The sequence below is a fragment of the Paracoccus fistulariae genome (assembly GCF_028553785.1).
Lineage (GTDB): Bacteria > Pseudomonadota > Alphaproteobacteria > Rhodobacterales > Rhodobacteraceae > Paracoccus > Paracoccus fistulariae.
In genome coordinates this window covers 2083735-2108176 of sequence record NZ_CP067136.1, presented here as the reverse complement: position 1 = coordinate 2108176, position 24442 = coordinate 2083735, and the positions used below count along the sequence as shown (strand labels likewise).

Here is a 24442-nt window from a genome sequence, read left to right as displayed (position 1 = left end):
AAGAAATTAGCAATCGAAAGGGCCATACTGCAAGAGGCATGACATGGGCGATGAGACGCGTGATCTTCCCGCGCTGGACGCATTCCTCAACGCTGCCTTGCGAGAGGACATGCTGGCAGATGCGCGTTTCGATGCGAACGGATTGCATGTGCCTACGGAACAGGGCGATCTGGTGGTGCCGGTGGCCGCTCGCGCAGGCTTTCGCACGCGGTTCGGGGCGGGCCTCGGCCTTGCCGGTCGCCCTTGCACTGTCGAAAATGCGCTGTCGCTCTTGGCTGCGCCCTTTGGCGCCGTCTTCGCCGCGCGGGTACTGGACAGCTTGCGCGCCGTTCGACGGGCGCCCGCAATGACGTCGCAGGACGATCCCGCCCGCTGGAATTTTCGACAGGCAGAGGCGGCGATGAAATACGGCCATCCCTGCCATCCGAATCCACGCAGCCGCGATGAGATGAGCGTCCGTGACGCCCGGCGCTTTGCCCCCGAATTCGGCGCGGAGTTTGCCCTGACATGGCTTGCCGCGCCGCGCGACATGGTCTCGGCGACAGACGGCGCGTTGGCGCGACTGTCGCGGCTGGCCAAGGCCGATGGCGCGCCTGACTGCGATGCCGGGCTGATCCGCCTGCCCATCCACCCCTGGCAAGCCGGGGTCGAGGCCCACCGTATCGCCGCCGCCGGGGCATCGGTGATCGGGGACGGGCGTGGGGGGTGGCAGGCGACCTCGTCGATGCGCAGCCTGCATGGCTGGCACGCTGATGTGATGCCAAAGATGTCGCTGTCGCTGCGTCTGACCAACTCGACCCGCATTCTGCAGCCGCGCGAAATGCGGCGGGGTGCCGATCTGGCCAGGCTGCTGGACGGGCCTGTCGGGCAGCAGTTGCGCGCACGCTTTCCGCAGATGCATATCCTGCGCGAGGCTGATCATGCGGCGCTGACGGATGGCCGCGACATCATCCCGGAAACGCTGATCTCGCTGCGCGACAACCCGTTTCGCGATCCCGCATCACCCGGTCCGCTTATGCTGGGCAGCCTGTGCGAGACGGTGCCCGGCGGGCGCAGCGCGATGTCACGCCTGATCGCGCGGCGCGATGCCCGCGACTGGTTCCGCCGCTTTTTGCAGGTCGGGATCGCGCCCTTGCTTGAACTGCGGGCGACCCACGGCCTGCTGTTCGGGGCCCATCAGCAGAACATGCTGGTCGGGCTGGACCATGCACGCATGCCCAATGCGATCTGGCTGCGGGATTGTCAGGGAACCGGCCATATCGACAGTTTCCACGCCGCACTTGCGCGGCATTGCCCGGATCTGGGCCGCGACGCGGAAAATGTCGTCACCGCGGAACTGGGCGATGCGCTGCTGACCTATTACGTCGTCGTCAATGGCGTCCTGCATCTGATGTCCACGCTGGCGCTGGACGGCCTTGCGGATGAGGATGACCTGCTGCGTGACTGGCGCGATGCCCTGATCGCCGCGCGGCGCGACAGCCGGGGCGAGCGCGTCCTTTACGACAAGCTGATCGAGGGCGAGGCGCTGCCCTGCAAGGGCAATTTCAGGACCTCTTGCCGTGGCGTGAACGAGGCCGACGGGGGTGGCGATGGCCAGCTTGCAAGTTTCCTGACTCTGCCGAACCCCATCCTGACCCTGCAAAGGAGCGATGCATGACGCATTACGAACCGATCGACCTGTTCCGGCAGATAGAGGCGGCCTTCGCGGATCCCGCCCGCGAAACGGTGCAATTGCCAGCCGGGGCACCGTTGCGGGCGCTGCGTTGCGCGCGGGCCGATGGCACGGTCAGCCGCGCCGGTTTTTTCCAGTCGGCCCCGCTCTGGCTGCTGCACGAGCCGCAATGCTGGCTTGAGGCGCGGGATATCGCCGGACCCGACGGCCGCGACCATCCCCGCAGGGCGCCAAAGCCCGAAGGCGTGGTCTATCGGCGGCAGGATCCGGTCGCGGGGCTGGAGGTGTCCTTTCGCGTCGTCGATATCGACCGCGATCTTGAGCGCTTTCATCGCTGGCAAAACGATCCGCGCGTCGCCTTTTTCTGGGAAGAGAACAAATCGCCGGACGAGTTGCGGGATTTTCTTCGGCAGCGGCTGGACGACCCGCATTGCCTGCCGCTGATCGGCTGTTTCGATGGCGACGAGGCCGGCTATTTCGAGGCTTACTGGGCGCGCGAGGACCGGCTGGGCCCTTATTACGACAGCGGGCCGTGGGATCGCGGCTGGCACGGGCTGATCGGAGAGCGGCGGCATCTGGGCCGCGCCAAGACCGCCGCATGGCTGCGCGGGCTGACCCATTACCTGTTTCTGGACTGTCCCATGACCACGCAGGTCGTGGGCTAGCCGCGCGTCGATAACGCCAAGCTGCTGGCCTATGCCGATGCGCTGGCCTATGAAAAGCTGAAGGAATTCGACTTTCCGCATAAACGCTCGGCCCTGATGCGCTGTCGCCGGGCGGAATTCTTTGGCAGGGTTCTGTGAGCGCGCTGTACCGGCAGGCGGCCCGTAACCTGCTGGCCAAGATGATCTCGGAATTGACATGGGAAGAGGTTCTGACGCCCCATCGCGGCGAATTGCGTCTGCAATCGGGCGCGGTCTGGCGATTTCAGGCCCGCCGAGGGATCTGGGACAATCTGTGGATCGATCCCGACAGCATTACCCGCGACGACGCCCCGCCAGACCCGTTTCGCCTGATCACCGATGCGCGGGCGGAAATGGGCATGTCACCTGCGACCGGGGCGATGTTCATTCGCGAGATCGCGAATACTTTGGCGCAGGATATCGCCACGGCCGAGCGGTGGGGAAAGCTGGATGGGGCACAGCTGATCGCCCTGCCATCCGAGGATCTGCACGCCGCGCTTGAAGGGCATCCAAAGGCGCTGGCCAATCGCGGGCGGCTGGGTTGGGGCATGGCCGAAAACGCGGCTTTCGCGCCCGAATCTGCGCAGCCGATCCAGCTGTTCTGGCTGGCCGTCCATCGCCGCGATCTGGTGCATAGCGGCGCGGCAGAGGCCGCCTTGCGCGATACCTTGGGCGCGGATTTCGACCGCCTTTCCGGGGCGGCGGACGACCAGATGCTGATGCCGGTGCATCCTTGGCAGTGGACCGCGCATCTGGCGCAACTGACCGTGGCCGAACAGGCGGCGGGCCATATCCGCCCCCTGGGTCCGGCAGGCCCGCAGTTCCGCGCGACGCCCTCGATCCGCACCTTGACCCGGCCCGGCGGGCGGTTCGATGTGAAACTGTCGCTGGGCATCCTGAATACCTCGGCGTGGCGAGGCGTGCCGGGAAAGTTCATCGAACATGGTCCGGCGATCTCGGACTGGCTGGCCGGGATCTGCGCGGCCGATCCGGCGCTGGCCAAGGTCACCGTGCTGCGCGAGGCTGCCGGTCGCTGGTGGCGCGATCCGCTGATGAAAGCCTGCCCCGACGCGCCCTATCGCCATCACGAAACGCTTGGCGCGATCTGGCGCGACCGGGCCGAGGCGCGCGCCGACGGTGCAGGCCCGGTGCTTTATGCTGCCTTGTTCCATCAGGGCGCCGATGGCGCGCCGCTGGCCCTGCATTACGCGCGGCAGGCGGGGATGGATTTGGCCGAATGGCTTGCGGCACTGTTTCGGGTGACGGTCGTGCCGCTGTGGCTGCTGCTGGCGCGCTACGGAGTGGGCTTTATCGCGCATGGTCAGAACATCACGGTTGTCCTGCGCGACGGGCGGCCCGAGGGGATGATGCTGAAGGATTTTCAGGGCGACATGGATCTGGTGGACGTGGATTTTCCGCAGATGCAGGGGCTGGATCCCGTCATTCGTGCGATCCTGCCGCGCAAGCCGCCGCCGGTCATTGTCCACGACATTCAGACCGCGCATTTCGTGACCTGCCTGCGGTTTCTGTCCGCGCGGCTGCATCGCTGGCTTTCAGAGGCAGAGTTCTACACCATCCTTCGGCGTGAACTCATGCAGGCGCGGGATGCGCATCCCGATCTGTCCGATCGTTTCGCGATGTTCGATCTGTTCGCGCCGAGGATGCCGCGCGTCTGCATCAACCGTGTGCGCTTCGCCGTGGGATATGAGGACAGCGCCGCCCGCCCATTGCCCGCAAGGGGCACCGATCTGGTCAACCCGTTAGATGCGCCGGGGTCCGGCTGATCACATGGCGGTCCCGTCCGCGGACCAGTAACCCGCCAGATGAGCCGAACGCTTGGGGAAGCCCAGCTTGTCCAGAACCGCCTTGCGCAGCGAGGGGATCCGGCTTTTCTCGGTCGCCAGCCAGATGCGTTCCGCATCGGTGCCGTCGCGGGTCAGGCGGTCGGCAAGCTGGCCCTCACCCCCCGCCGCGTGATGGATGCGGATGCCGCCGTGCTGCGGCAGCGGATAATCGTCCACCGCGCCAAACAGCCAGCAGTCGCCGATGACATCGGGCGCCTGCGCCTCGATGATCCTTGCCAGCGCCGGATAGGCCGTCTCATCCCCGCCGATCAGCAATCGCCGGGCGTGCGGCACCCCGCCGCCACCCGGACCTGTCAGACCGACCCTTGCGCCGGTCCCGGCGTGAACGGCCCAATCACAGGCGCGACCGCCGTCATGGATGAAGATATCCGTCTCAAGCCAGCCCGCGACCGGGTCGATAGCGCGCACGGTATAGGCCGGGCGGTGCAGCGCCTTGGCGCCTTGCGGCCAGATGGTCTGACCATTCGCGCCCGTCATCGGCCATTGCGGTTCCTTGTCACCAGCGGGGGGCAGGATCAGCCGGAAATGGATCATGTCGCGGGCGAAGCGGTGCAGATCGTCGCTGCGCAGCCTGAGCCGCAGGAAATGGCGGCCGATCCGGGTCAGGCTTTCGACATGGGCAAAGCTGAAATTCGGCGGCAAGGCCCCCTGATGCGTCAGACCGGACCAGCGCAGCAATGCGGCCAGATCGGGCTCGACCTGCACCAGATGCGCGGTCATCACCTCTTGCAGGGTGAACAGCCAGGCCCGGTCACGGGCGCGGACATAAAGGATGCTGCCCTCGGCCTCGCGCCTTGCCCCGAATTCGCCGCCATCGACCTGGCACCAGACCGACCGGTCATGCCCCGTATGCAGATCCAGTCCATGCTCTTCGGCCTCGCTGCGCAGCAGCGCGTCGATCCGCGCGAAGGGAAGGCTTGGCACGGCAGCCTCGGATTGCAGGGGCGGAATAGCGTCGTGTCTCATCAGGGTCCTTGTCTTGGGACGGGGCAGATGACCCGGCGACACTCGATCCGCCGCCGGGCCGGGTTTTCGTCAGGCAAAGTCGAAATAGCCGTCCAGATCGGCCAGAACATCATTGGCCGAGATGCCCGACAGCAGGATATTGCTGTCGGCGCCCAGATCGACAATCGCGCCATCGTCGCTGCTGCTTATCCGGCTGGCCAGATCGGCGAAACTCGCGATGCCGCTGCCATTGAGATCCGCGACAAGAATGATCTCGTCATTCTCTGCCTCAAAGCGGTTGATCACATCGTTGCCGTCATTCCCGGCATAGAAGAACTCGTTCGAGCCACCCGCCGACAGAATATCGTCGCCACCCTGACCATAGATCTGGTTCACGCCCTCGACTTCTGTCGTGCTTCCGTCGGCATTGGTCACGGTATAGGTCGAGCTGCCGCCCGAAATCCAGTCGTTCCCGTCGCCGCCCATGATGGTATCAAGACCGGAACCGCCGAAGATGACATCGATCCCCGAACCACCGACGACCATATCATTGCCCTCGCCACCGTAGAGCGCATTGTTCCCCTCGGTGTCGAAGATGAAATCGTCCCCTTCGCCGCCGAAGATCTGGTCATTGCCGCTGGCGCCATACAGCAAATCGTTGCCTTCGCCGCCATCGATCCAGTCATTGCCGCTGCCGGCATAGATCAGATCGTTGCCTTCCTCACCGAAGACCATGTCATTGCCGCCCTCGGTATAGGCAACGTCATCGCCTTCACCCAGATAGGCAAGATCGCTGCTATAGCCCAGACGCAGACCGTCATTGCCGGCCCCCGCCCAGACCACGGATGGTCCACGACCACCCGAGATCAGATCGTCACCATCGGTCCCGAACGTGATCCCACCGCCACCTGGCAAGATTGGAAATACAGGCATAATTGCTCCCTTCGCGCCATGAAACCGGCGCAATCAACTTGGTTGTAAGAAAACGCTCGCATCAGGGCGGTGCCCATCTTTGCCGCTGGCACGACGCATCCTAGAAATATTTCCGACTATTTCAATCAGAAATTGTCCGTCCGAGGAAGAATCTGGGATGCCGCGCGAAGATCGGGCTGCGGCCGATGGCGCCTTGAACGCGCGTCGGCAGGTTTCGCATTGTCGTCGTTGGCGTCTGTGGAATGTCGCCCTGCAGCGGCCTGTTATTGACTTTTCAGCAAATTTAAGTTATGTCTCTAATAACGGTACGTTGTATCTATTATAGAGACAATAATGATCGCCAAAACACTCGCAAATGCTCTCGACCTGCTCGATTACTTCACCGAAGAGCGCCCCGCCTGGGGCGTCCGGGAGCTTGCAAAGAAAAGCGGCGTGCATCCCGCCATCGTGCAGCGTGCGCTGAACACCTTTGCGAGCCGGAAATTCCTTGTGAAGGATCCCGAAAGCCAGAAATACGCCATCGGCGTGCGGTTTCTGGAATATGGCCAGATCTTCAAGGGGCGGATGAACCTGTCGCAACTGGTCCGGCCCCTGATGCGAGAACTGGCGGATCAATCGGGCGAGACGGTGTTCCTCAGCTGGCTGTCGCAGGGCGAGGCTGTCTGTATCGAGATCTACGAGGCGCCGGACAGCATTCGTTTCAGCATCGATGTCGGGACGCGCTTTCCGCTTTATGCCGGGGCAAATGCCAAGGCGATCATGGCGTTTCTGCCCGGGGAAGAACGCGACGCGGTGATCGCGCGCGGCCTGACGCAGCTTGCGCCCGGCACGATCTGCGATCCCGACGCGCTGCAAGCAGACCTTGCCACGGTGCGGCAACAGGGATGGGCCGCCAGCGTCGAAGAGTTCCGCACGGACACATTCGGTCTGGCCGTGCCGCTTTTTGCCCCATCGGGAGAGATTGCCGGATCGCTCAGCATCGCGGGGCCATTGTTCCGTCGCGATGAAAACGCCTTTCCGGCGCTGGTCGCGCGCATGCAGACGCTTCGGCCGGTTATCCAGAATTACATCTCATCTTGATCGTTAAATAGGGAGGAGCCTGTTGTGAGTACGACGGAAGAAGAAGGTACGGCATTGGGAGGTGCCGCCGCCGCCGGGTCCCGTAAACATCCCAAGACGCTGGAACTGGTGGTTGTGATCCCCATCGTCCTGCTGTCGGCACTGGGCGCGATTGTCGGGATGCAGTTGATCGTGACCCTTGGAATTTCGGCGAACACGTCCATCATCGGGGCGCTGATCGCGATGGTCTTTGCGCGGCTGCCGATTGCGGTGCTGCACCGTTTCCGCGCCATCGACCGACAGAACCTGCTGCAATCGGCGGTGTCCTCGGCCACCTTCGGGGCGGCGAACAGCCTGATGATCCCGATCGGCGTTCCCTTTGTCATGGGGATGCCGGAACTGATCGTGCCGATGCTGATCGGGGCCACGCTGGCCATGTTCATCGACGGCACCATGCTTTACGGCCTGTTCAACACCAAGGCCTTTCCCGCGACCGGAACATGGCCCGCGGGTGTGGCCACGGCCGAAACGCTGTGGGCTGGTGATCAGGGCGGGCGCAAGGCGGTCTACCTTGGCATCGGGATCGCCGGTGGTGTTGGCGGCTCGATGCTTGGCATTCCCATGTCGGCCGCAGGCGTTGCCTTTATCGGCAATATCTGGGCGCTGTCGATGTTCGGGCTGGGCCTGCTGATGCGCGGCTATGCCGATCCTGTCTTTGGCATCGATATCAACGCGATGTATCTGCCGCATGGCTTCATGATCGGCGCCGGGATCGTCGCGCTGTATCAGGTTGGGCGTCAGATTTCGGCGATCCGGAAAGACACCGCCGCCACCGCCAATGGCGAAGCGTCAGAGGATCCCGAAGACCGCGCGATGAAGAAATTCCTGTTCGGCGGGTTCGGCGCCTATATCCTTGTCGCGCTGCTTCTGACCATGCTTGCCGGCGTGACAAGCACGATGAGCCTGCCGATGCTTCTGGGCTTCCTGCTGTTCGCGGCCATCGCGGCCTATGTGCACGAACTGATCGTCGGCATTGCTGCGATGCATTCGGGCTGGTTCCCGGCCTTTGCGGTCGCGTTGATCACCCTGATCATCGGCATCCTTGTCGGATTTCCGCCTGCCGCGCTGGGCCTTCTGGTGGGCTACAGCGCCGCGACCGGCCCGGCCTTTGCCGATATGGGCTATGACCTGAAGACGGGCTACATGATCCGCGGCGAAAACTCTGATCCCGCCTATGAGCGCGAGGGCCGCCGTCAGCAATATTATGCAGCACTGATCGGCTTTCTGGTCGCAGCGATTGTCGTTGCCGTTTCCTATCAAAGCTTCTTCAGTCAGGATCTCGTGCCGCCGGTGGATCGCGTCTATGCCTCGACCATCGCGGCCGGCGCCTCGCCCGAGATTGCGATGCAATTGCTGATCTGGGCCATTCCGGGGGCGATCCTGCAATGGGTTGGCGGATCGGGCAAGCAATTGGGCGTCCTGCTGGGAACCGGCATGCTGATCAACTATCCGATTGCCGGCTGGACCGTTCTGGCCGCCCTGGCCATCCGTGTCGGGATCGAGCGGGCCTTCGGCCAGACCCGGCGTTCGGAAATGTCGGCCTTTGCCGGCGGTCTGATCGCGGGTGATGCGCTTTACGCCTTCTTCACCTCGACATTGAAGCTGGGCAAGTAAACCGCCCGTCCTGCCGTCGTCGGGACGGCAGGACGACCCTACGGGCAGGCCGGGCCGCAAGGCCGGCCACCGCAAAACGCACAAGAACCCGCCGCATTGTTGAGGATGAAGCATGAAAATTGACAAGATCGTCAGCGACAGCCCGGTATCGGCCAAATACGCCTATTTCGATACCGGGGCTGCCGCCCCTCCGCCAACGCCGGTCATCGACCGGGTGAAGGCCTATCTGGACGAGACCGCAGAGCTTGGCACCTATCTGCCCAGCCTGCGCAAGCGCGTCTATGAGGATCTGGAAACGACCCGCGCCAAGACCGCCGCCTTCATCGGCGCGAAGCCCGAGGAAATCGCCTTCACCAAGAACGGGACCGAAGCGATCTGCCTTGTCGCCCAGGGCATCGACTGGGCCGAGGGCGACGAGATCATCGTCCCCGAGACCGAGATGCTCAGCAACCTGTCGGTCTGGTTGCAGCTTGAACAGCAGCGCGGCATCCGTGTGGTGCGCGCGAAGGCCAGCCTTGAAGGGCTGCTGGACGCCGCCGCCATCGCCGAGCATGTCACGGACAGGACCCGGCTGATCAGCTTTGTGGCGCTGTCCAATGTGACCGGCGCCGTGCAGCCCGTTGCCGAAATTTGCGCCATGGCGCAACAGCGTGGCGTGATGACGCATGTCGATGCCGCGCAGGCCATCGGCGTGCTGGATGTCGACATCCACGACTGGGGCTGCGATTTCCTGTCCACCTGCGGGCGCAAGGGGCTGCGCGCGATCGAGGGATCTGGATTCCTGTATATCGCCGAACCCCGCATCGCCGAATTGTCATCCTGCATGATCGGCTGGTGGAACAGCAGCGTCGATGGCGAAGGCGCGCTGGTCCTGCCGCAAACGGCCAAGCGGTTCGAGGCGGGTTGCCCGAATGTGCCCGCGATCTACAGCCTCGATGCCGCGCTGGATTACGCCAGCGATCTGGGGCAGGGCGCCATCGAGGCGCGCTGCCGCGAGATCACCGACTACGCCCTGCAGGGCCTTGCCCGGATCCCGGGGTTCGAGCTTTATGGCCCGGCCGATGCTGCGCATCGCATCGGCATCATCCCGTTCAACATCAAGGGTCTGGATCCGCGCAGCCTTGTGCTGGAGCTTGAAATGCGCGGGATCATCATCGAGGCGGGCCATTTCATGGCGAGCAGTATCCTGGAAGGATACAATATCGACTGCATGGCGCGCGCCTCGATCCATTACTTCAACACCGAAGCCGAGATTGACCGGCTGGTCAGCAACATACTGGACATAAAGGAAAGCAAATGAAACGTGCGCTTTTGATGAGCAGTTCGCGGATGGGACAGATGGGCTATCTGGAACATGCCGACGACCAGATCCACACCATCCTGGGAAAGCGCGACCTAACGGTGCTGTTCGTGCCCTTCGCCGGCGTCTCGTTCAGCTTTGACACCTATGAGGGGATCGTCAGGCCGGTTTTTGAGCGGCTTGGATATGGCTTCAGCTCGATCCATCACGCAGACGACCCGCGCGAGGCTGTGCGCAAGGCCGATGCCATCGCCGTCGGGGGCGGCAATACATTTGCGTTGCTGAAACGCATGTATGATGCCGGTATCGTCGATCTGATCAAGCAGCGCGTCGAGGGCGGCGAAATGCCCTATATCGGCTGGAGCGCGGGCACCAATGTCGCGACCCCGACCATTCGCACCACAAATGACATGCCCATCGTTCAGCCGCCCAGCTTCAACGGGCTGGGCCTGACGCATTTCCAGATCAATCCGCATTTCATCTCGGGCAAGCCGGTGGGTCATAACGGCGAAAGCCGGGAAGAGCGGTTGCAGGAATTCCTGACCATCAATGCGGGCGAACATGTCGTCGCCATCAAGGAAGGCACCGCCCTGCTGGTAGAGGGCGACGAGGGTCGGCTGCTGGGCGAGGATGCCTTGTGGCTGCAAAGCCCGGATAAGATCGAGAAGATCGCGGCGAACGAAACCTTCCAGCTGAGCATGATCAAAGGAGTCGCATAAGATGACACAGCGTCAGGTCAGCACGATCTATGAAATGATGGATATGCCCAATGTCACCGGGCAGGATTTTGTCGATCTCTTGCGCGGGGTCGGCGCGCCCGATGCCGAGATCACCATCCAGTCCGTGGCCTATGAACCGCCAGAAGATACCAGCAAGAAATGTGACTTCATCAAGGTGAAGCTGCGCGGGGCGGATGGCAAATCGGCAGGTGGCGGTCATCCGACCATGGGGTTGATCGGTCGGCTTGGCGCGCAGCAGGCGCAGCCGAACCGGATCGGGCTGGTGTCGGATGCCGATGGCTCGATCGTGGCGCTGGCCGCCGCGCTGAAGCTGCTGGAATTCAACAAGGCGGGCGGGCGTCTTCAAGGCGATGTGATCATCACCACGCATGTGGCCACCCATGTGTCGATCACGCCCCATGATCCCGTCGATTTCATGGGCATGCCGGTCTCCTCTGCCACGATGAACGCCCATGAGGTCGATGCCGAGATGGATGCCATCCTGTCGGTCGATACCTCAAAGGGCAACAGCATCATCAAGCATCGCGGCATCGCGATCTCCCCGACGGCGAAACAGGGCTATATCCTGCGGGTCGCCCCGGATCTGGTCCGGCTGATGGAATATGCGCTGGGTCGGCCTGCCCGGACATTCCCGATCACGACGCAGGACATCACCCCCTATGATAACGGCGTCTATCACTTCAACTCGATCATGCAGCCGCATGTCGCGACGAAGGCACCGGTGGTCGGCCTTGCCATCACGGCCGCCTCTGTCGTGCCGGGTTCCGATACCGGGGCAAGCTATGAAAGCGAATTGGTCGACGCCACGCTTTTCGCCTTCGAGGTAACCAAGCAATTCACCTGGAACAAGATCGCCTTCCATGACGCGGACGAGTTCCAGAAGCTGGTCGGCATGTATGGCGACATGACCGTTCTGCAAACCACCCCCGGCAGCTGAGCCGCCGCTGACAGTCAGGGGCCGGGCACGGAGTTTCTCTCTGCCCGGCTTTTTTGTGGCGATTGTGTATTTTACAAACTCATATCCAGCACGAGATTGCGCAGACCATTTCCCGCGCCCTGAAAATATGATCGGCCCCGCTTCAAACCCCTCGGGTAAAGGACCCGATAACGATCGCTGTGGTTGAGTTCCCGTGTAGCGGCCCACAGATCGTGGCCCCCGTCTTGCATCACCTTGCGGGTGCTGCGCTGTGCCAGGTGGTGATCCGCGAGGAGGGGGGCAGACAAAAATTGTGAGGCGGGGATCGATGGTCGGCGCTATATCTGAACACGATTCAGGTTTAGGGCTTATTTCGATGACTACCGGCAGGGCGCGTCAGGGCGATATTCGCCGACCACAGCAAAAACGCAGCCGCAAGCGTGTCGAACAGATCCTTGATGCGGCCAACAGTCTGATTGCCGAACGCGGATCCGCCGGGATGACGATCACCGAAATCGCCGAGCTGGCGGGCATCACGCCCGGGTCGATGTATCAGTATTTTCCCAATAAGGCGGCGATCATCAACGCGCTTGCCACGCGCCATCTGGAAGAATTCAGCCAGCGGCTGGAGGCTGAATTATCATCTCTGCCACAAAGCGCGGAAGAGATGGCACTGGCCTTTGACGCCCTGATCGAGGCCGATTACCAGACCGGGCTGGCTGATCCCGCAGTCCGTGACATCTGGCAAGGCATGGCCGTCGATAAGGCCTTGTTGGAGATGTTCACCGCTGAAAGCCATCGCAACGTCGCGGCGCTGACCGAAGCGGCAAGGCCGATGGTGCGCGAGGCCGAGCGAGACGGTCTGGCGGTTTCGATATCGTTGATGTTCCATTTTGCGGATTCGGCCATCCGGGTGGCTTTGGGCAAGCCCGAGGCGCAGGGCCGCGCGGATATCGAACGGATCAAGTCGATGCTGAGGCTGATCTGGTTTTCGATGGTCTGACGCGGGCTGCGATGACCCTGTGACGAAAGCGGCCACGATCATCCAGGCGCAGATTGGTGCCCTTGGCGCTGCACCCGACTGCGCCGGATGGGCCATCGTCTGCCGAAACAGATTTCCGCCCATCTGGCAGGGGATCATCTCCGCGCCCCGGAACGCAGAGGTGCTGTCTCTGCGTTTTCCGGGGCGCGGTTTGGGTCATGCGGTTGCGTTTGTCGCGGCCTGTGCCTGCATCTTTGCGTCGCGCGCGAAGAACAGTTCGTAGAATACCGGCACGGCGACCAGCGTCAGCACGGTCGCGAAGGCCAGCCCGGCCATGATCGTCACCGCCATCGAGATATAGAACGGATCGGACAGCAAGGGGATCATGCCCAGGATCGTCGTCGCAGCCGCCAGAACCACGGGCCGCATCCGCGAGATCGAGGCTTGCCGGATCGCATCACGCAGATCGGGTAAGTCCCTTCGCGTGATGTCGATTTCCTCGACCAGAACGATGCCGTTCTTGATCAGCATGCCGGACAGGCTGAGCAGGCCCAACAGCGCCGTGAAGGTAAAGGGCAGGCCGGTTCCCAGCAGCCCGAGGGTCACGCCGTTCACCGCCATCGGCACCAGCAGCCAGATGATCAGCGGCTGACGCAGCGCGTTGAACAACATCACGGTGATGATGATCATGGTCAGCAAAGCCAGCGGCAATTGCCCGATCAGACCTTCCTGCGCCTCCTTGGAATCCTCTTTCTCGCCGCCCCATTCGATCGCATAGCCACGGGGCAGGGGCATGTCCGCAAAGGCCCGATCCAACTGGCTTTGAACGTCGGCGACGCTGGCCTCTTGCGACACGCCTGCGGCAAGCGTGATGGTGGGCTGGCGATTTCTGCGGAAGATCAGGGTGTCCTGCGGGATCGGGGTAAAACCATCGATGACCTGCTCTATCGGGACGAAGGCCTGCAGCGGCTGCGAATAGACAAGCGCATCGGCCAGCGCGACGCTTCCATCCTGTGGTGCCCGCACATAGATCGGGATCTGCCGGTCCTTTTCGCGCATCACGCCCGAAATCACGCCGTCGCTGGCGAAGTTCAGGGAATCCGCGATATCCCTGCGGGTGACGCCAATGGCCTCGGCGCGATCCTCGGCATAATCCGGGCGCAGCACGATCTCGCGCTGGCGCCAGTCTATGCTGATCCCCGTCAACTGATCCGTGGTCTGCCGCATCCGCGCCTCTGCCTGCTCTGCCAGTTCGCGCAGAACGGCACCGTCAGGCCCTGAAATCCGCAACTGGATCGGGTTGCCGCCGCCGGTACCAAAGACCATCGCGACGGTGCGCAGATCGCCGTCGGGCAGGGCCTCGGCCGCGAAACCCTGAAGCGCATCGCGCAGCGCAGGGATCTGTTCGCTGGTCTGCGTCCGCACCAGCATATGGCCATAGGCAGAGTTTTCGCGCTGCGTGGTATAGTTCAGCATGAAGCGTGTCGCGCCATTGCCGACAAAGGTCGTCGTCGCCTCGACGCTGTCCTGCTGATCAAGCCAGCGTTCCAGCACATCCAGATCGGCTGATGTTTCCTGAATCGGCGTTCCCTGTTCCTTCCAGTAATGGACATAGAACATCGGCGTGCTGGAATTCGGAAAGAACTGCTGCTTGATCTGGCCAAAGCCATAGAAGCACAGGACCGTGATCCCGATCAGGGCCGTTGCAACCCACCACCGCCATCTGGACGCCCATTTCAAAAGCCCGGCATAGGCGCGGAAAACCGGTCCATCATAGCTTTCGCTTGTGCCATCAAGATTGGTCTTGAAGAAGTAATGCCCCAGCAGCGGCGTGATGGTGATCGCCAGAAACCATGACAGCAGCAGCGAAATGGTGATGACCGCGAACAGCGAGAACATGAATTCGCCCGTCGCATCGGGGCTGAGGCCGATGGGTGCGAAGGCGACGATACCTATCACCGTCGCGCCAAGCAGGGGGATCTGGGTCTTCTGCGCGGCCTCGTCCGCAGCATCGCGCGATGACATGCCGCGTTGCATCGAGGTCTGCATGCCCTCGGCCACGACAATGGCATTATCGACCAGCATCCCCATGGCAATGATCAGCGCGCCAAGGCTGATCCGCTCCATCTCGATGCCAAAGGGCAGCATGAAGACCAGCGTTCCCAAGACGGTCAGCAGCAAGGTCGCGCCCACGACCACGGCGGCGCGCACCCCCATGAACAGCGCCAGAACCACCAGCACGATGGCCACCGACATGGCAAGATTGACAACGAAATCGTTCGAGGCGGCCTCGACGATGCGATGCTGCTGATAGATCGGTTTCAGCTCGACCCCGGCGGGCAACTGGTCTGCGATCCGTGTCAGATGCGCCTCGACCCGCTTGCCGACCTCGACGATGTTTTCGGTATCAAGGCCAGCGACGCCCAGGGTAAAGGCCTCGGTGCCGTTATGGCGGATCAGCAGGGTCGGATCGCCGATCCGCTCGCGCGACAGGGTGACCAGATCCGACAGGCGCACGATTTCGCCCGAGATGCCGACATTCAGCCCGCTCAGCTCTTCCAGCGTGTCCGAACCTTCGGGGACCGTAAAGCGCGTCTGACCGGCCGTGCCTGCCGGGGTGATGTCGTCAGCCGCCGCAATCGCCTCCTCCAGCGCACCCGGCGGAATGTTCTGATTGACCGTCAGCGCCATGTCCGGCGTGGCATAGATCGCCTCTTGCGGCAGACCTGCCACATCGACATTGGCCACCCCATCGACCGTCAGCAATTCGCGCCGCAGGAACCTGGCCAGATCGTGCTTTTCGGCATCGCTATAGCCTTCTGCCGTCACCGCGAAGTAAATGCCGAACACATCGCCGAAATCGTCATTCACGACCGTGTATTCGACGCCTTGCGGCAGGAATTTCGCCGCCTCGCCGACCTTGGCACGCAATTCGGTCCAGACGGCGGGCACCTCGTCGCCGCCGGTCTTGGGGTCCAGCTCGATTTCCAGCAGCGAGGCGCCGGGCGTGTTGATCGAGGTGATGGTATCCACCTCGCCAAGCTGCTGGATCGCGCTTTCCAGCGGTTCGCTGACCTCGACCGAGACCTCCTCGGCCGAGGCGCCGGGATAGCTGGAATAGACCACCGCCGTCTTGATGGTGAAGGCCGGATCCTCCAACCGGCCCAGCGAGAAGAAGCTGGCGATGCCGCCAAAGAACATCACCAGGATCAGGATCCAGGTCAGGATCGGCTTTTCAATGCTGCCACGTGCGATTTTCATGGCGTCCTCACTGATCGATGCCGCGGAAGCGCTTGACGGATTGGTCATCCGACAAGTGCGACAGCCCGGCGGCGGCGATCTCGTCCCCGGCCTCGACGCCCGAGGTGAGGGTGATCTGGCCGTTCTGGTCCGCCGCGATGGTGACCGGAACGCGCACCAGTCGGCCAGTCTCTTCCCCCTCGGCGGCGAAACGCAGCACGAAGTAATCGCCATCTGGCGTGGTGCCCACGGCATCCAGCGGCACAGTCAGATCCGGCCTGTCCGATGCTTGATTGCGGCGCATGACGACGGCCACCGAGTAACCCGGCAGGATCAGCAGGTCTTTCGGCGGTGCCATGCCCAGCGTCACCTTATAGGTCCCGGCGACGGGGCCGGTTTCGATATCGGTTTCCACGACCGCAAGCGGATAAAGCCGGTCATCGCCGCCAAAGCGGGCCAGCAGGTCGAATTCCGGGTTTTCGATGGCGCGGCGGACGATCGCTTCGGGCACGTCGATTTCAATGCGCAATTCGCTCATGTCATGCAGCCGCACGACAGGCTGGCCCGCAGCCACGGTGGTGAAATTCGCAACCGTCCGGGTCGAGACGACGGCATCGAAAGGTGCCATCAGCGTCGCGCGCTCCAGCGCAAGCTCGGCATTCTTGCGCGCGACTGCGGCCAGTTCCGCCTGGGTCTGAAGCGTTTCGCGCTGGGCCCGGCTGATATTGCCGCCCAGTTGCCTTGCGCGTTCGGCATCGCTTTGGGCCTGGGCTTCGGTCAGCCTGGCCTCCTCAAGCGCCAGATCGAAGGGCACCTGATCCAGACGCGCGATCAGATCACCCTCTGGGATCAGATTGCCCTCGGTCACGGGAAACTCGACCAGCTGACCGCCGACCTGAAACGCCAGATCAATGGTCTGGCGGGCCACGGTGCGACCGAAAAACACGCGCTCACCGGCGCTCTCATCCTGTCCAAGCGTGATCAGCTTGACCAGCGGAACCTGCTGATCCTGCGCCATGGCCAGCGGGGTGAACAGAACAGAGGCGGCAGCGGTCGCGGCTGCAAGAACGCGGCGAAAGGCGGTCATCATTATAATCCCATATGATCGGGGACCGGCGCGCAACCGGTCCGAATAGGCTTAATTTCCATGCAGATTGTCCGAATCCGGGCGCGATACAACCGTAATCTGAAAAAAATTCAGGTTTCCGTTGCGCTGCGATATTTTTCCGTGACGACCCTGCGGGAGATAAGGCCGCAGATTCAGCAGATTGGGCTTTGCCCGTCCGCCCGCGTGGCATCTGGAGCCGTGTCAAAGAAAGCAGCTGGCGCAGCCTGGATTTGAAGGCGCGCGCCTGCGGCAAAGGCCTTATGGAGGGCGCCAGAACGCAAATACTGGCGTTTCAGCAAGGCGCGCTCACCAGGGCACCGGCTTTCCTTTCCAGTCCCGGAAACTGCCATTGTCCTTGGCGGTCAGGCCGTCGATCACAGAGAGCAGCGCCTGCGCGGCTTGCGGGGCCGAAATCGTCGGGTAGCGGTCGGCGTAATCCTGCGTCAGCCGCGTCTCGACCGTGCCCGGATGCAGGGCGACGACGATGTGATTCCTGTCGCGGCGGGCGATCTCGATGGCTGCTGTCCGGATGATCTGGTTCTGGGCGGCCTTGGCGGCGCGATAGCTGATCCATCCGCCCAGACCGTTATCCCCGATCGAGCCGACACGCGCCGAAAGCGAGGCAAAGACAGCGCGGGCGTCCTTGCGCATCAGCGGCGCGAAATAGCGCAGCAGCAGCGCAACCCCCGTCGCGTTCAGCGCGAAATGCGCGTTCATGGCATCGGCCTCGATCTCGCGGATGGTCTTTTCGGGCTGATTGCCTTCGATGACCAATGCGCCGGTGGCATTGAAGATCAGATCGAAGCGTTCCTCCGCAAGGCTTTCGGCACAGCGCGCCACGCTGCCCTGATCGGTCAGATCCAGCCCCGTGCGGCGTGACAGGCCGGTGACCTGAGCGCCGCCTTGGCGAAGGGCGTCGGCGACCGCCGCGCCAATGCCGCCACTCTCTCCGATCACAAGGGCCTTCATACCAGCCAGCGCGCCATGGTCAGCCCGGCCCATGCCGATATCCCGGTCAGAAACCCGCCCCAGATCGTATCGACCGCCACCTGCTGCAATGACCAGTCCCGCAGGGTCGCATAATTGGTGAATTCATAGGTGCCATAGCACATCAGCCCGATCAGCGCGCCGCCAATCAGGGCTTTCCCCGGACGGTTCTCGACCAGCGCCGGGACCGACACGAAATAGAGAACGCCCATGATATAGATCGCATAGAAGATCGCCGCAGGGCCGACGCGGAACGGATCGGCCAGAAGCTGCCCGACATGCCGCTCGAACAGGGGCCGGATGATCTGGGTGATGCCAATAATGTCGATGGCCAGAAAGACGAACAATGTCGAAAGATAAAGGGCGACGATCTGCATGAACTCCTCCGCGCGCTGATATGTAATGGCATTTACGCGCCGAAAGCGGCGAAAGTTGCCTTGAAGCGCGCATTAATTTTGAGAGCGGCGCGCGACCGTGGCGACAGGATCCGCAAAGCTGCCTGCGGGGGCAGAGCAGATGGGCAATTAATTTAACCAAGAAAAAATTAAAATTGACACGAGTGAATTATTTGCTACCGTCGTGGATACCGCAAGGAGGGGGCGGGCAGGGCGATGGCCTGCGAATTTGATCTCCTCTTCAAAGAGTGATCCTGGGAGGATTGATATGAGCTTGAAAAAAGCGCTTTCGGCGCTGCTGACCACTGTTGCGCTTGGCACGGGTTCGGCTGCCTTTGCCGATGGAATTGGCGCCTCGCTTCTGACGCAGCAGCACCCGTTCTATATCGAACTGGCCGATGCGATGAAGGCCGAGGCCGAGGTCAAGGGCGTGCCGCTGGAGATCAGCATTGCGAACCAGGACCTGAACAAGCAGCTGGCCGATGTCGAGGATTTCATCGTCAAAGGCGTTGATGTCATCGTGATTTCGCCGGTCGACAGCCAGGGCGCGCTGGCCGCCATCGCCAAGGCCGAAGCCGCAGGGATCAAGGTGATCACCGTCGATATTCCGATCGCCAATGGCCAGGTGACGTCGCATATCGGCACCGACAACTATACCGGCGGCGTCAAGGCGGCCGAGCTGATGGGCAAGGTTCTTGAGGGCAAGGGCAAGGTCGCCATCATCGACTATCCGACGGTCCAGTCCGTGGTTGCCCGGATCGACGGCTTCAAGAAGGGTCTGGAAGAGTTCCCGGGGATCGAGATCGTCGCCCAGCAGACCGGCATCACCCGCGCCGAGGCGCTGGCCGTGTCGCAGAACATGCTGCAGGCCAATCCCGACATTACCGGCATTTTCGGTTTCGGCGACGATGCGGCACTGGCCGCGGCGGTCGCGGTGAAATCGGCCGGGCTGCAGGATCAGGTGAAGGTCATCGGCTTTGATGGCATGGAAGAGGCCCGCAATGCCGTGGACAGCGATCCGGTCATGGTCGGCGTGATCCAGCAATTCCCGCAGGAAATGGGCAAGACCGCCGTGGACACGGCCGCGCAGGTCATCGCGGGCGAAGAGGTGCCTGCCGAACAGCCGATCGTGCCGGGCATCTATACCGGGATGTAATCAGGCCAGAACGGCCTTTCCCGGTTCCTGCCGGGGAAGGCGGGGCTTGCTGATCAAGGGGATATCATGACTGACGCGCCTGACATCGTTCTGTCGATGTCCGATGTGAAGAAGCATTTCGGTCCGGTCGTGGCGCTGAGGAACATGCGGCTGCAGATCCGTCCGGGCCGCGTTCACACGATCCTGGGCGAAAATGGCGCCGGAAAATCGACGCTGATGAAGATCCTTGTGGGGGTCTATCAGCCGACCGATGGCCGGATGGAACTGGCGGGTCAGCCCTACAGCCCGCAAAGCCCGACCGAGGCCGCGCAGCGCGGGCTGGCGATCGTGTTTCAGGAACTGAGCCTGTGCAACAATCTCAGCGTGGCCGAAAATATCATGGCCACCCACGAACCCGCGCGCTTCGGCTTTATCAACGACCGCAAGCTGCGGCAGATGGCGGCAGAGCTGGTGGCGGATCTGGGCCTGCCGGTGAATGTCGATGCCAAAGTGGGCGATCTGTCGATTGCCCAACGTCAGCTGGTCGAGATCGCCAAGGGCCTGTCCCATCCGGCCAAGGTGCTGATCCTGGATGAGCCGACCTCTTCGCTGTCGGATTCCGAGGCCGATATCCTGTTTTCCATCATCGAGCGTCTGAAGGCGCGGGGCACCGCGATCATCTATATTTCGCATCGGATGGAGGAAATCATGCGCCTGTCGGATGACATTACGGTCATTCGGGACGGCGAATATGTCGCGACGCGGGACCGCAACGACACCACCATCGAAGAGCTGATCGCCCTGATGGTCGGCCGCCGGATGGACGAGATCTACCCGCCCGCGCTGGCACCCGGCCAGACGCGCGGCACCACACCCGCGCTGGAGGTCCGCAAGCTGACACGCGCGGATGAGTTTGCGGATATCTCGTTTCAGGTCATGCCCGGAGAGATCCTTGGATTTTTCGGGCTGGTCGGGTCGGGACGGTCCGAGGTGATGAATGCCATCTTCGGCATGCGCGCCGCCACGGGCGAGATATGGCTTGGCGGCAAACCCGTCCAGTTCCGCAGCCCCGTCGAGGCCATCCGGGCCGGGATCGGGTTCGTGACCGAGAACCGCAAGGAAGAAGGTCTGGTCCTGGGCGCGGCCCTGCAGCCCAATATTTCATCCGCGTCCATTCCCGCATTTGCCGGGCGGTCGGGCTTTCTGAATTTCGGGGCCGAGCGTCAGGCTGCGGCGGCCGAGGTGCAGCGGCTGGCGATCCGCACCAATTCGCTGCAGACGCTGGCGGGCACGCTGTCGGGCGGCAATCAGCAAAAGGTGGTGCTGGCCAAATGGCTGCTGACGCGGCCCGGGGTTCTGATCCTGGACGAACCCACCCGCGGCGTCGATGTGGGCGCCAAGTTTGAAATCTATCGCATCATCCGGCAACTGGCTTCGGAAGGCACGGCGATCATCATGGTCTCATCCGAACTGCCCGAGGTTCTGGGTCTGGCGGATCGCGTGGCCATCATGGCCGAAGGACGGATCAAAGCCACCCTGTCGGGGGATGAACTCACGCCGGAACATGTCATGGCCTATGCTACGGGAACTTCCAAATGACACAGACGACCGATCCTGCCGCGACCGCGCGGGGCCAGCAACTTCGCGCCCTGATGCTGCAATATGGCGGCATCCTCATGGCGCTGGTGGCGCTTTGCGTGATCTTCACGCTGATGAATGGCCGCTTCATGACGGTGGCCAACCTGACCAATATCCTGCAGCAGGTCGCCGTCGTGGCCATCGCGGCCTTCGGCATGACCTGGGTGATCCTGCTGGGAGAGATTGACCTCTCCATCGGCTCGATCATCGCGGTGGCGGGCATGGCCGGGGCGCAGGCGCTGGCGATGGGCGTGGGCTTTGTCCCGGCGCTGCTGTTCACGCTGGCGGCAGGGGCGGTCATGGGGGGCATCAACGGCGTGCTGACGGCCAAGCTGATGCTGCCATCCTTCATCGTGACCGTGGCGACAATGGGCATCTATCGCGGCGTTGTCAGTCTGCCCACCAATGGCGCGCCCGCGATGATCTCGGACCCGTCCTGGATCGCCATCGGCTCGGGCAGCTTTCTGGGCCTGCCGATCATCATCTGGATCGTGCTGGTGCTGTTTCTGTTCAACCATATCCTGCTGTCGCGCACGACCTTCGGGCGGCGCACCTATCTGACCGGCGGCAATCGCGAGGCGGCGCTTTATTCCGGGATCAAGGTGGACCGGCTGAAAATCGCCATCTTCACCCTGTCGGGGGTCATGGCGGCCATTGCCGGGATCCTGCTGTCCTCGCGCCTGTACTCGGCGCAGACCAATGCCGGGATGAGCTATGAACTGGACGCCATCGCGGCGGCCGTTCTGGGGGGCACCAGCCTTGCGGGCGGGGTGGGGACCATGATCGGCACATTGATCGGCGCGCTGATCATCGGCGTGATGAATAACGGCATGAACATGCTGTCTGTCCCCTATTTCTATCAGCTGATCGTCAAGGGTCTGGTGATCCTGATCGCGGTCTGGCTGGATGTCCGTGCCAAGAAGCGGAGAGCGTGATCCATGCACAAGGTTCTGACAATCGGCGAGGTTCTGGTCGAAATCGTGGCTGCGACCACGGGCGACGGTTTCCAAGACGCGCAGCCGCTGGTCGGCCCGTTCCCCTCGGGCGCGCCTGCGATCTTCATTGACCAGTTGGGCAAGCTGGGCACGCCTGCGGCCATTGTCTCTCGCGTGGGGGACGATGATTTCGGGCGGCTGAATATCGACCGTCTGAGCGCCGACGGGGTGGATGTCTCGGGGATCGAGATTGCGCCGGGGGAAAGCACCGGCAGCGCCTTTGTGCGCTATCGCGACGATGGCAGCCGGTCCTTTGTCTATAATATCCGCAACAGCGCCTGCGGCAATCTGCGCCCGACGGCGGCGTCCGAGGCGCTGATCGACGGCTGCGACCATCTGCATGTCATGGGCACCGCGCTGTCGGCGCCGGGTCTGGGGCAGATGGTCATGCAGGCGGCGCGGCGGATCAAGGCGCAGGGCGGCACGATCTCTTTCGATCCGAACCTGCGTCCCGAAATCCTGGATGCGCCCGGCCTGCGCGAGGCGCTGGAAGACATGCTGGAGATGACCGATCTTTTCATGCCCTCGGGCGATGAACTGTTCCTGTTCGACAAGACGCGCGACGAAGCCGCCGCGGTCGCTGCGCTGCTGGCGCGGGGCATTCGCACCGTTGTGCTGAAGCGTGGCGCGGACGGGGCCAGCCTGTTCGAGGCCGCGGGCCGCGTCGATGCCGCGCCGCTTCGCGTGCATGAGGTTGACCCCACCGGCGCGGGCGACAGTTTCGGCGGCGCCTTTCTCAGCTTCTGGCTGGCGGATGCCGCACCTGAACAGGCGCTGCGCTATGCCAATGCTGCCGGTGCCCGGGCTGTCACCAGACTGGGCCCGATGGAGGGCACCTCGACCCGCGCGGAACTGGACGCGATGCTGGCAGGGCAGGCGGGTGACGCCACGAACGCCAACAGCCTGAAGGATATCGCGGCATGGCGCGATCGGCCCGGACCTTCGGGGATCCCCTCGATCTGCACGGCGCATCCGCTGGCGATCGAGGCCGCGATGCGGGCGACGCTGCCCACGCCCTTGCCCCTGCTGATCGAGGCGACCTGCAATCAGGTCAATCAAGAGGGCGGCTATACCGGCATGACACCCGCCGATTTCCGCCGCTTTGTCGAGGATATCGCGGACCGGGTCGGTTTCCCGACCGAGCGCCTGATCCTGGGCGGCGACCATCTGGGACCGAACCCGTGGAAGGATCTGCCCGCCGATCAGGCCATGGACAAGGCCGAGGTGATGATCCGCGCCTATGCCGCTGCCGGCTTCACCAAGCTGCATCTGGACTGCTCGATGGGCGCCGCCGGAGAGCCGGTGGCCCTTGACGATGCCGAAACGGCCCGGCGTGCCGCCCGGCTGGCGCAGGCCGCCGAAGAGGCGCGCCCGGAAACCGGCATTCCTCCGGTCTATATCATCGGCACCGAGGTTCCGATTCCGGGCGGCGCGATGGAGGAAATCGAGGGTCTGGAACTGACCGCGCCCGATGCCGCGCGGACGACCGTGGCGGTGCATAAGGACGCCTTTGCCGCCCGTGGGCTGGAGGATGCCTTTGATCGCGTGATCGGGCTGGTGGTGCAGCCGGGCGTCGAATTCGGCAATCATAATGTCGTCGGCTACGATCCGGTCGCCGCAACGGGCCTCAGCGCCGCGCTGTCGGATATGCCCGGTCTGGTCTATGAGGCGCATTCCACCGATTACCAGACGCGCGAGGCCCTGACGGCGCTGGTCAATGACGGTTTTTCGATCCTCAAGGTCGGCCCCGGCCTGACCTTCGTTCTGCGAGAGGCGCTGTACGGTCTGGACGATATTGCCGAGGAACTGTTCCCCGGCCAGCGCGACCACACCCTGCGCGCCACGATGGAACAGGTCATGCTGGCCAATCCCAGGAATTGGGATCGCTATTACCACGGCAGCGATGCGGAACGTGCGCTGCAACGGCACTTCTCTTACAGCGACCGGATCCGTTATTATTGGCCCGATCCTCAGGCCGCGCAGGCGGTGGCGGAACTGTTCGACCTGCTGGGCGAGCGCGATCTGCCAGAGACGCTGATCGGGCAATATCTTGGCGGTCTTTATCCCGATGTGCGGGCAGGCAGGTTGGCGCCGCGCGCGAATGCACTTGCCCTTGCGGCGGTCCAGCGGCTAACGCAGGACTACGTTTCGGCCTGTGGCGGGGCCTGACGGGCG

19 protein-coding genes are annotated in these 24442 nt (G+C 63.0%); 13 read left to right on the top strand and 6 right to left on the bottom strand.

Annotated elements, in window-relative coordinates:
* Positions 1-43: 43 nt before the first annotated feature.
* The 3 genes from JHX87_RS10345 to JHX87_RS10335 all read left to right on the top strand — a co-directional run bounded on the left by JHX87_RS10345 (position 44) and on the right by JHX87_RS10335 (position 4139).
* Entirely contained in the window at positions 44-1657 is a 1614-nt protein-coding gene (locus JHX87_RS10345) for an IucA/IucC family protein (RefSeq protein ID WP_271885090.1), read from the top strand.
* Complete coding sequence (locus JHX87_RS10340) at positions 1654-2337, top strand: GNAT family N-acetyltransferase (protein WP_271885092.1); 684 nt, start codon at positions 1654-1656, stop codon at positions 2335-2337. Before JHX87_RS10345 ends, JHX87_RS10340 begins: the two co-directional genes overlap by 4 nt.
* 134 nt (positions 2338-2471) lie before the next feature.
* Positions 2472-4139 carry an IucA/IucC family protein gene (locus tag JHX87_RS10335; protein ID WP_271885093.1) on the top strand — a complete coding sequence of 556 codons (1668 nt, stop codon included), beginning with the start codon at positions 2472-2474 and terminating at the stop codon, positions 4137-4139.
* On the opposite strand, the gene JHX87_RS10330 is transcribed toward JHX87_RS10335, so the two are convergent.
* Positions 4140-5186, bottom strand: coding sequence for a siderophore-interacting protein (locus JHX87_RS10330; RefSeq protein ID WP_271885095.1), 1047 nt, complete (start codon positions 5184-5186; stop codon positions 4140-4142).
* Positions 5187-5255: 69 nt separating this feature from the next.
* Entirely contained in the window at positions 5256-6098 is an 843-nt protein-coding gene (locus JHX87_RS10325; RefSeq protein ID WP_271885097.1) for a calcium-binding protein, read from the bottom strand.
* A 333-nt stretch (positions 6099-6431) separates the two neighbouring features.
* Here JHX87_RS10325 and JHX87_RS10320 point away from each other — a divergent pair, with 333 nt between their 5' ends.
* The 6 genes from JHX87_RS10320 to JHX87_RS10295 all read left to right on the top strand — a co-directional run bounded on the left by JHX87_RS10320 (position 6432) and on the right by JHX87_RS10295 (position 12790).
* Positions 6432-7178, top strand: a complete 747-nt coding sequence (locus JHX87_RS10320; RefSeq protein WP_271885099.1) for an IclR family transcriptional regulator — start codon at positions 6432-6434, stop codon at positions 7176-7178.
* Positions 7179-7202: 24 nt separating this feature from the next.
* Positions 7203-8831, top strand: a complete 1629-nt coding sequence (locus tag JHX87_RS10315) for an OPT/YSL family transporter (RefSeq protein ID WP_271885101.1) — start codon at positions 7203-7205, stop codon at positions 8829-8831.
* 112 nt (positions 8832-8943) lie between these two features.
* Positions 8944-10131 (top strand): aminotransferase class V-fold PLP-dependent enzyme, encoded by a 1188-nt coding sequence (locus JHX87_RS10310; RefSeq protein WP_271885104.1) that lies wholly within the window; start codon positions 8944-8946, stop codon positions 10129-10131.
* On the top strand, positions 10128-10850 hold the full coding sequence (gene pepE, locus JHX87_RS10305) for a dipeptidase PepE (protein WP_271885106.1): 723 nt from the start codon (positions 10128-10130) through the stop codon (positions 10848-10850). The genes JHX87_RS10310 and pepE overlap by 4 nt, the downstream gene beginning before the upstream one ends.
* A gap of 1 nt (position 10851) precedes the next feature.
* Entirely contained in the window at positions 10852-11808 is a 957-nt protein-coding gene (locus JHX87_RS10300) for a DUF1177 domain-containing protein (RefSeq protein ID WP_271885108.1), read from the top strand.
* Between the two features lie 307 nt (positions 11809-12115).
* Positions 12116-12790 (top strand): TetR/AcrR family transcriptional regulator, encoded by a 675-nt coding sequence (locus JHX87_RS10295; RefSeq protein WP_272833668.1) that lies wholly within the window; start codon positions 12116-12118, stop codon positions 12788-12790.
* Between the two features lie 195 nt (positions 12791-12985).
* Here JHX87_RS10295 and JHX87_RS10290 read toward each other — a convergent pair whose 3' ends face one another.
* The 4 genes from JHX87_RS10290 to JHX87_RS10275 all read right to left on the bottom strand — a co-directional run bounded on the left by JHX87_RS10290 (position 12986) and on the right by JHX87_RS10275 (position 18481).
* Positions 12986-16030, bottom strand: a complete 3045-nt coding sequence (locus JHX87_RS10290; protein ID WP_271885112.1) for an efflux RND transporter permease subunit — start codon at positions 16028-16030, stop codon at positions 12986-12988.
* Positions 16031-16037: 7 nt separating this feature from the next.
* On the bottom strand, positions 16038-17096 hold the full coding sequence (locus tag JHX87_RS10285; RefSeq protein WP_271885114.1) for an efflux RND transporter periplasmic adaptor subunit: 1059 nt from the start codon (positions 17094-17096) through the stop codon (positions 16038-16040).
* A gap of 327 nt (positions 17097-17423) precedes the next feature.
* Positions 17424-18119 carry an SDR family NAD(P)-dependent oxidoreductase gene (locus JHX87_RS10280; RefSeq protein WP_271885116.1) on the bottom strand — a complete coding sequence of 232 codons (696 nt, stop codon included), beginning with the start codon at positions 18117-18119 and terminating at the stop codon, positions 17424-17426.
* Entirely contained in the window at positions 18083-18481 is a 399-nt protein-coding gene (locus JHX87_RS10275) for a DUF2177 family protein (protein ID WP_271885119.1), read from the bottom strand. The genes JHX87_RS10280 and JHX87_RS10275 overlap by 37 nt, the downstream gene beginning before the upstream one ends.
* Positions 18482-18767: 286 nt before the next feature.
* On the opposite strand from JHX87_RS10275, the gene JHX87_RS10270 reads away from it, so the two are divergent.
* The 4 genes from JHX87_RS10270 (at position 18768) to JHX87_RS10255 (ending at position 24436) form a co-directional block, all read left to right on the top strand.
* Positions 18768-19655: a substrate-binding domain-containing protein gene (locus JHX87_RS10270; protein WP_271885120.1), complete on the top strand. Its 888-nt coding sequence runs from the start codon at positions 18768-18770 to the stop codon at positions 19653-19655.
* 66 nt (positions 19656-19721) lie between these two features.
* A complete protein-coding gene (locus tag JHX87_RS10265; protein ID WP_271885122.1) occupies positions 19722-21233 on the top strand; it encodes a sugar ABC transporter ATP-binding protein in 1512 nt (503 codons plus the stop codon).
* Positions 21230-22207 (top strand): ABC transporter permease, encoded by a 978-nt coding sequence (locus JHX87_RS10260; RefSeq protein WP_271885124.1) that lies wholly within the window; start codon positions 21230-21232, stop codon positions 22205-22207. Before JHX87_RS10265 ends, JHX87_RS10260 begins: the two co-directional genes overlap by 4 nt.
* 3 nt (positions 22208-22210) lie before the next feature.
* Complete coding sequence (locus tag JHX87_RS10255; RefSeq protein ID WP_271885126.1) at positions 22211-24436, top strand: D-tagatose-bisphosphate aldolase, class II, non-catalytic subunit; 2226 nt, start codon at positions 22211-22213, stop codon at positions 24434-24436.
* Positions 24437-24442 lie beyond the last annotated feature (6 nt).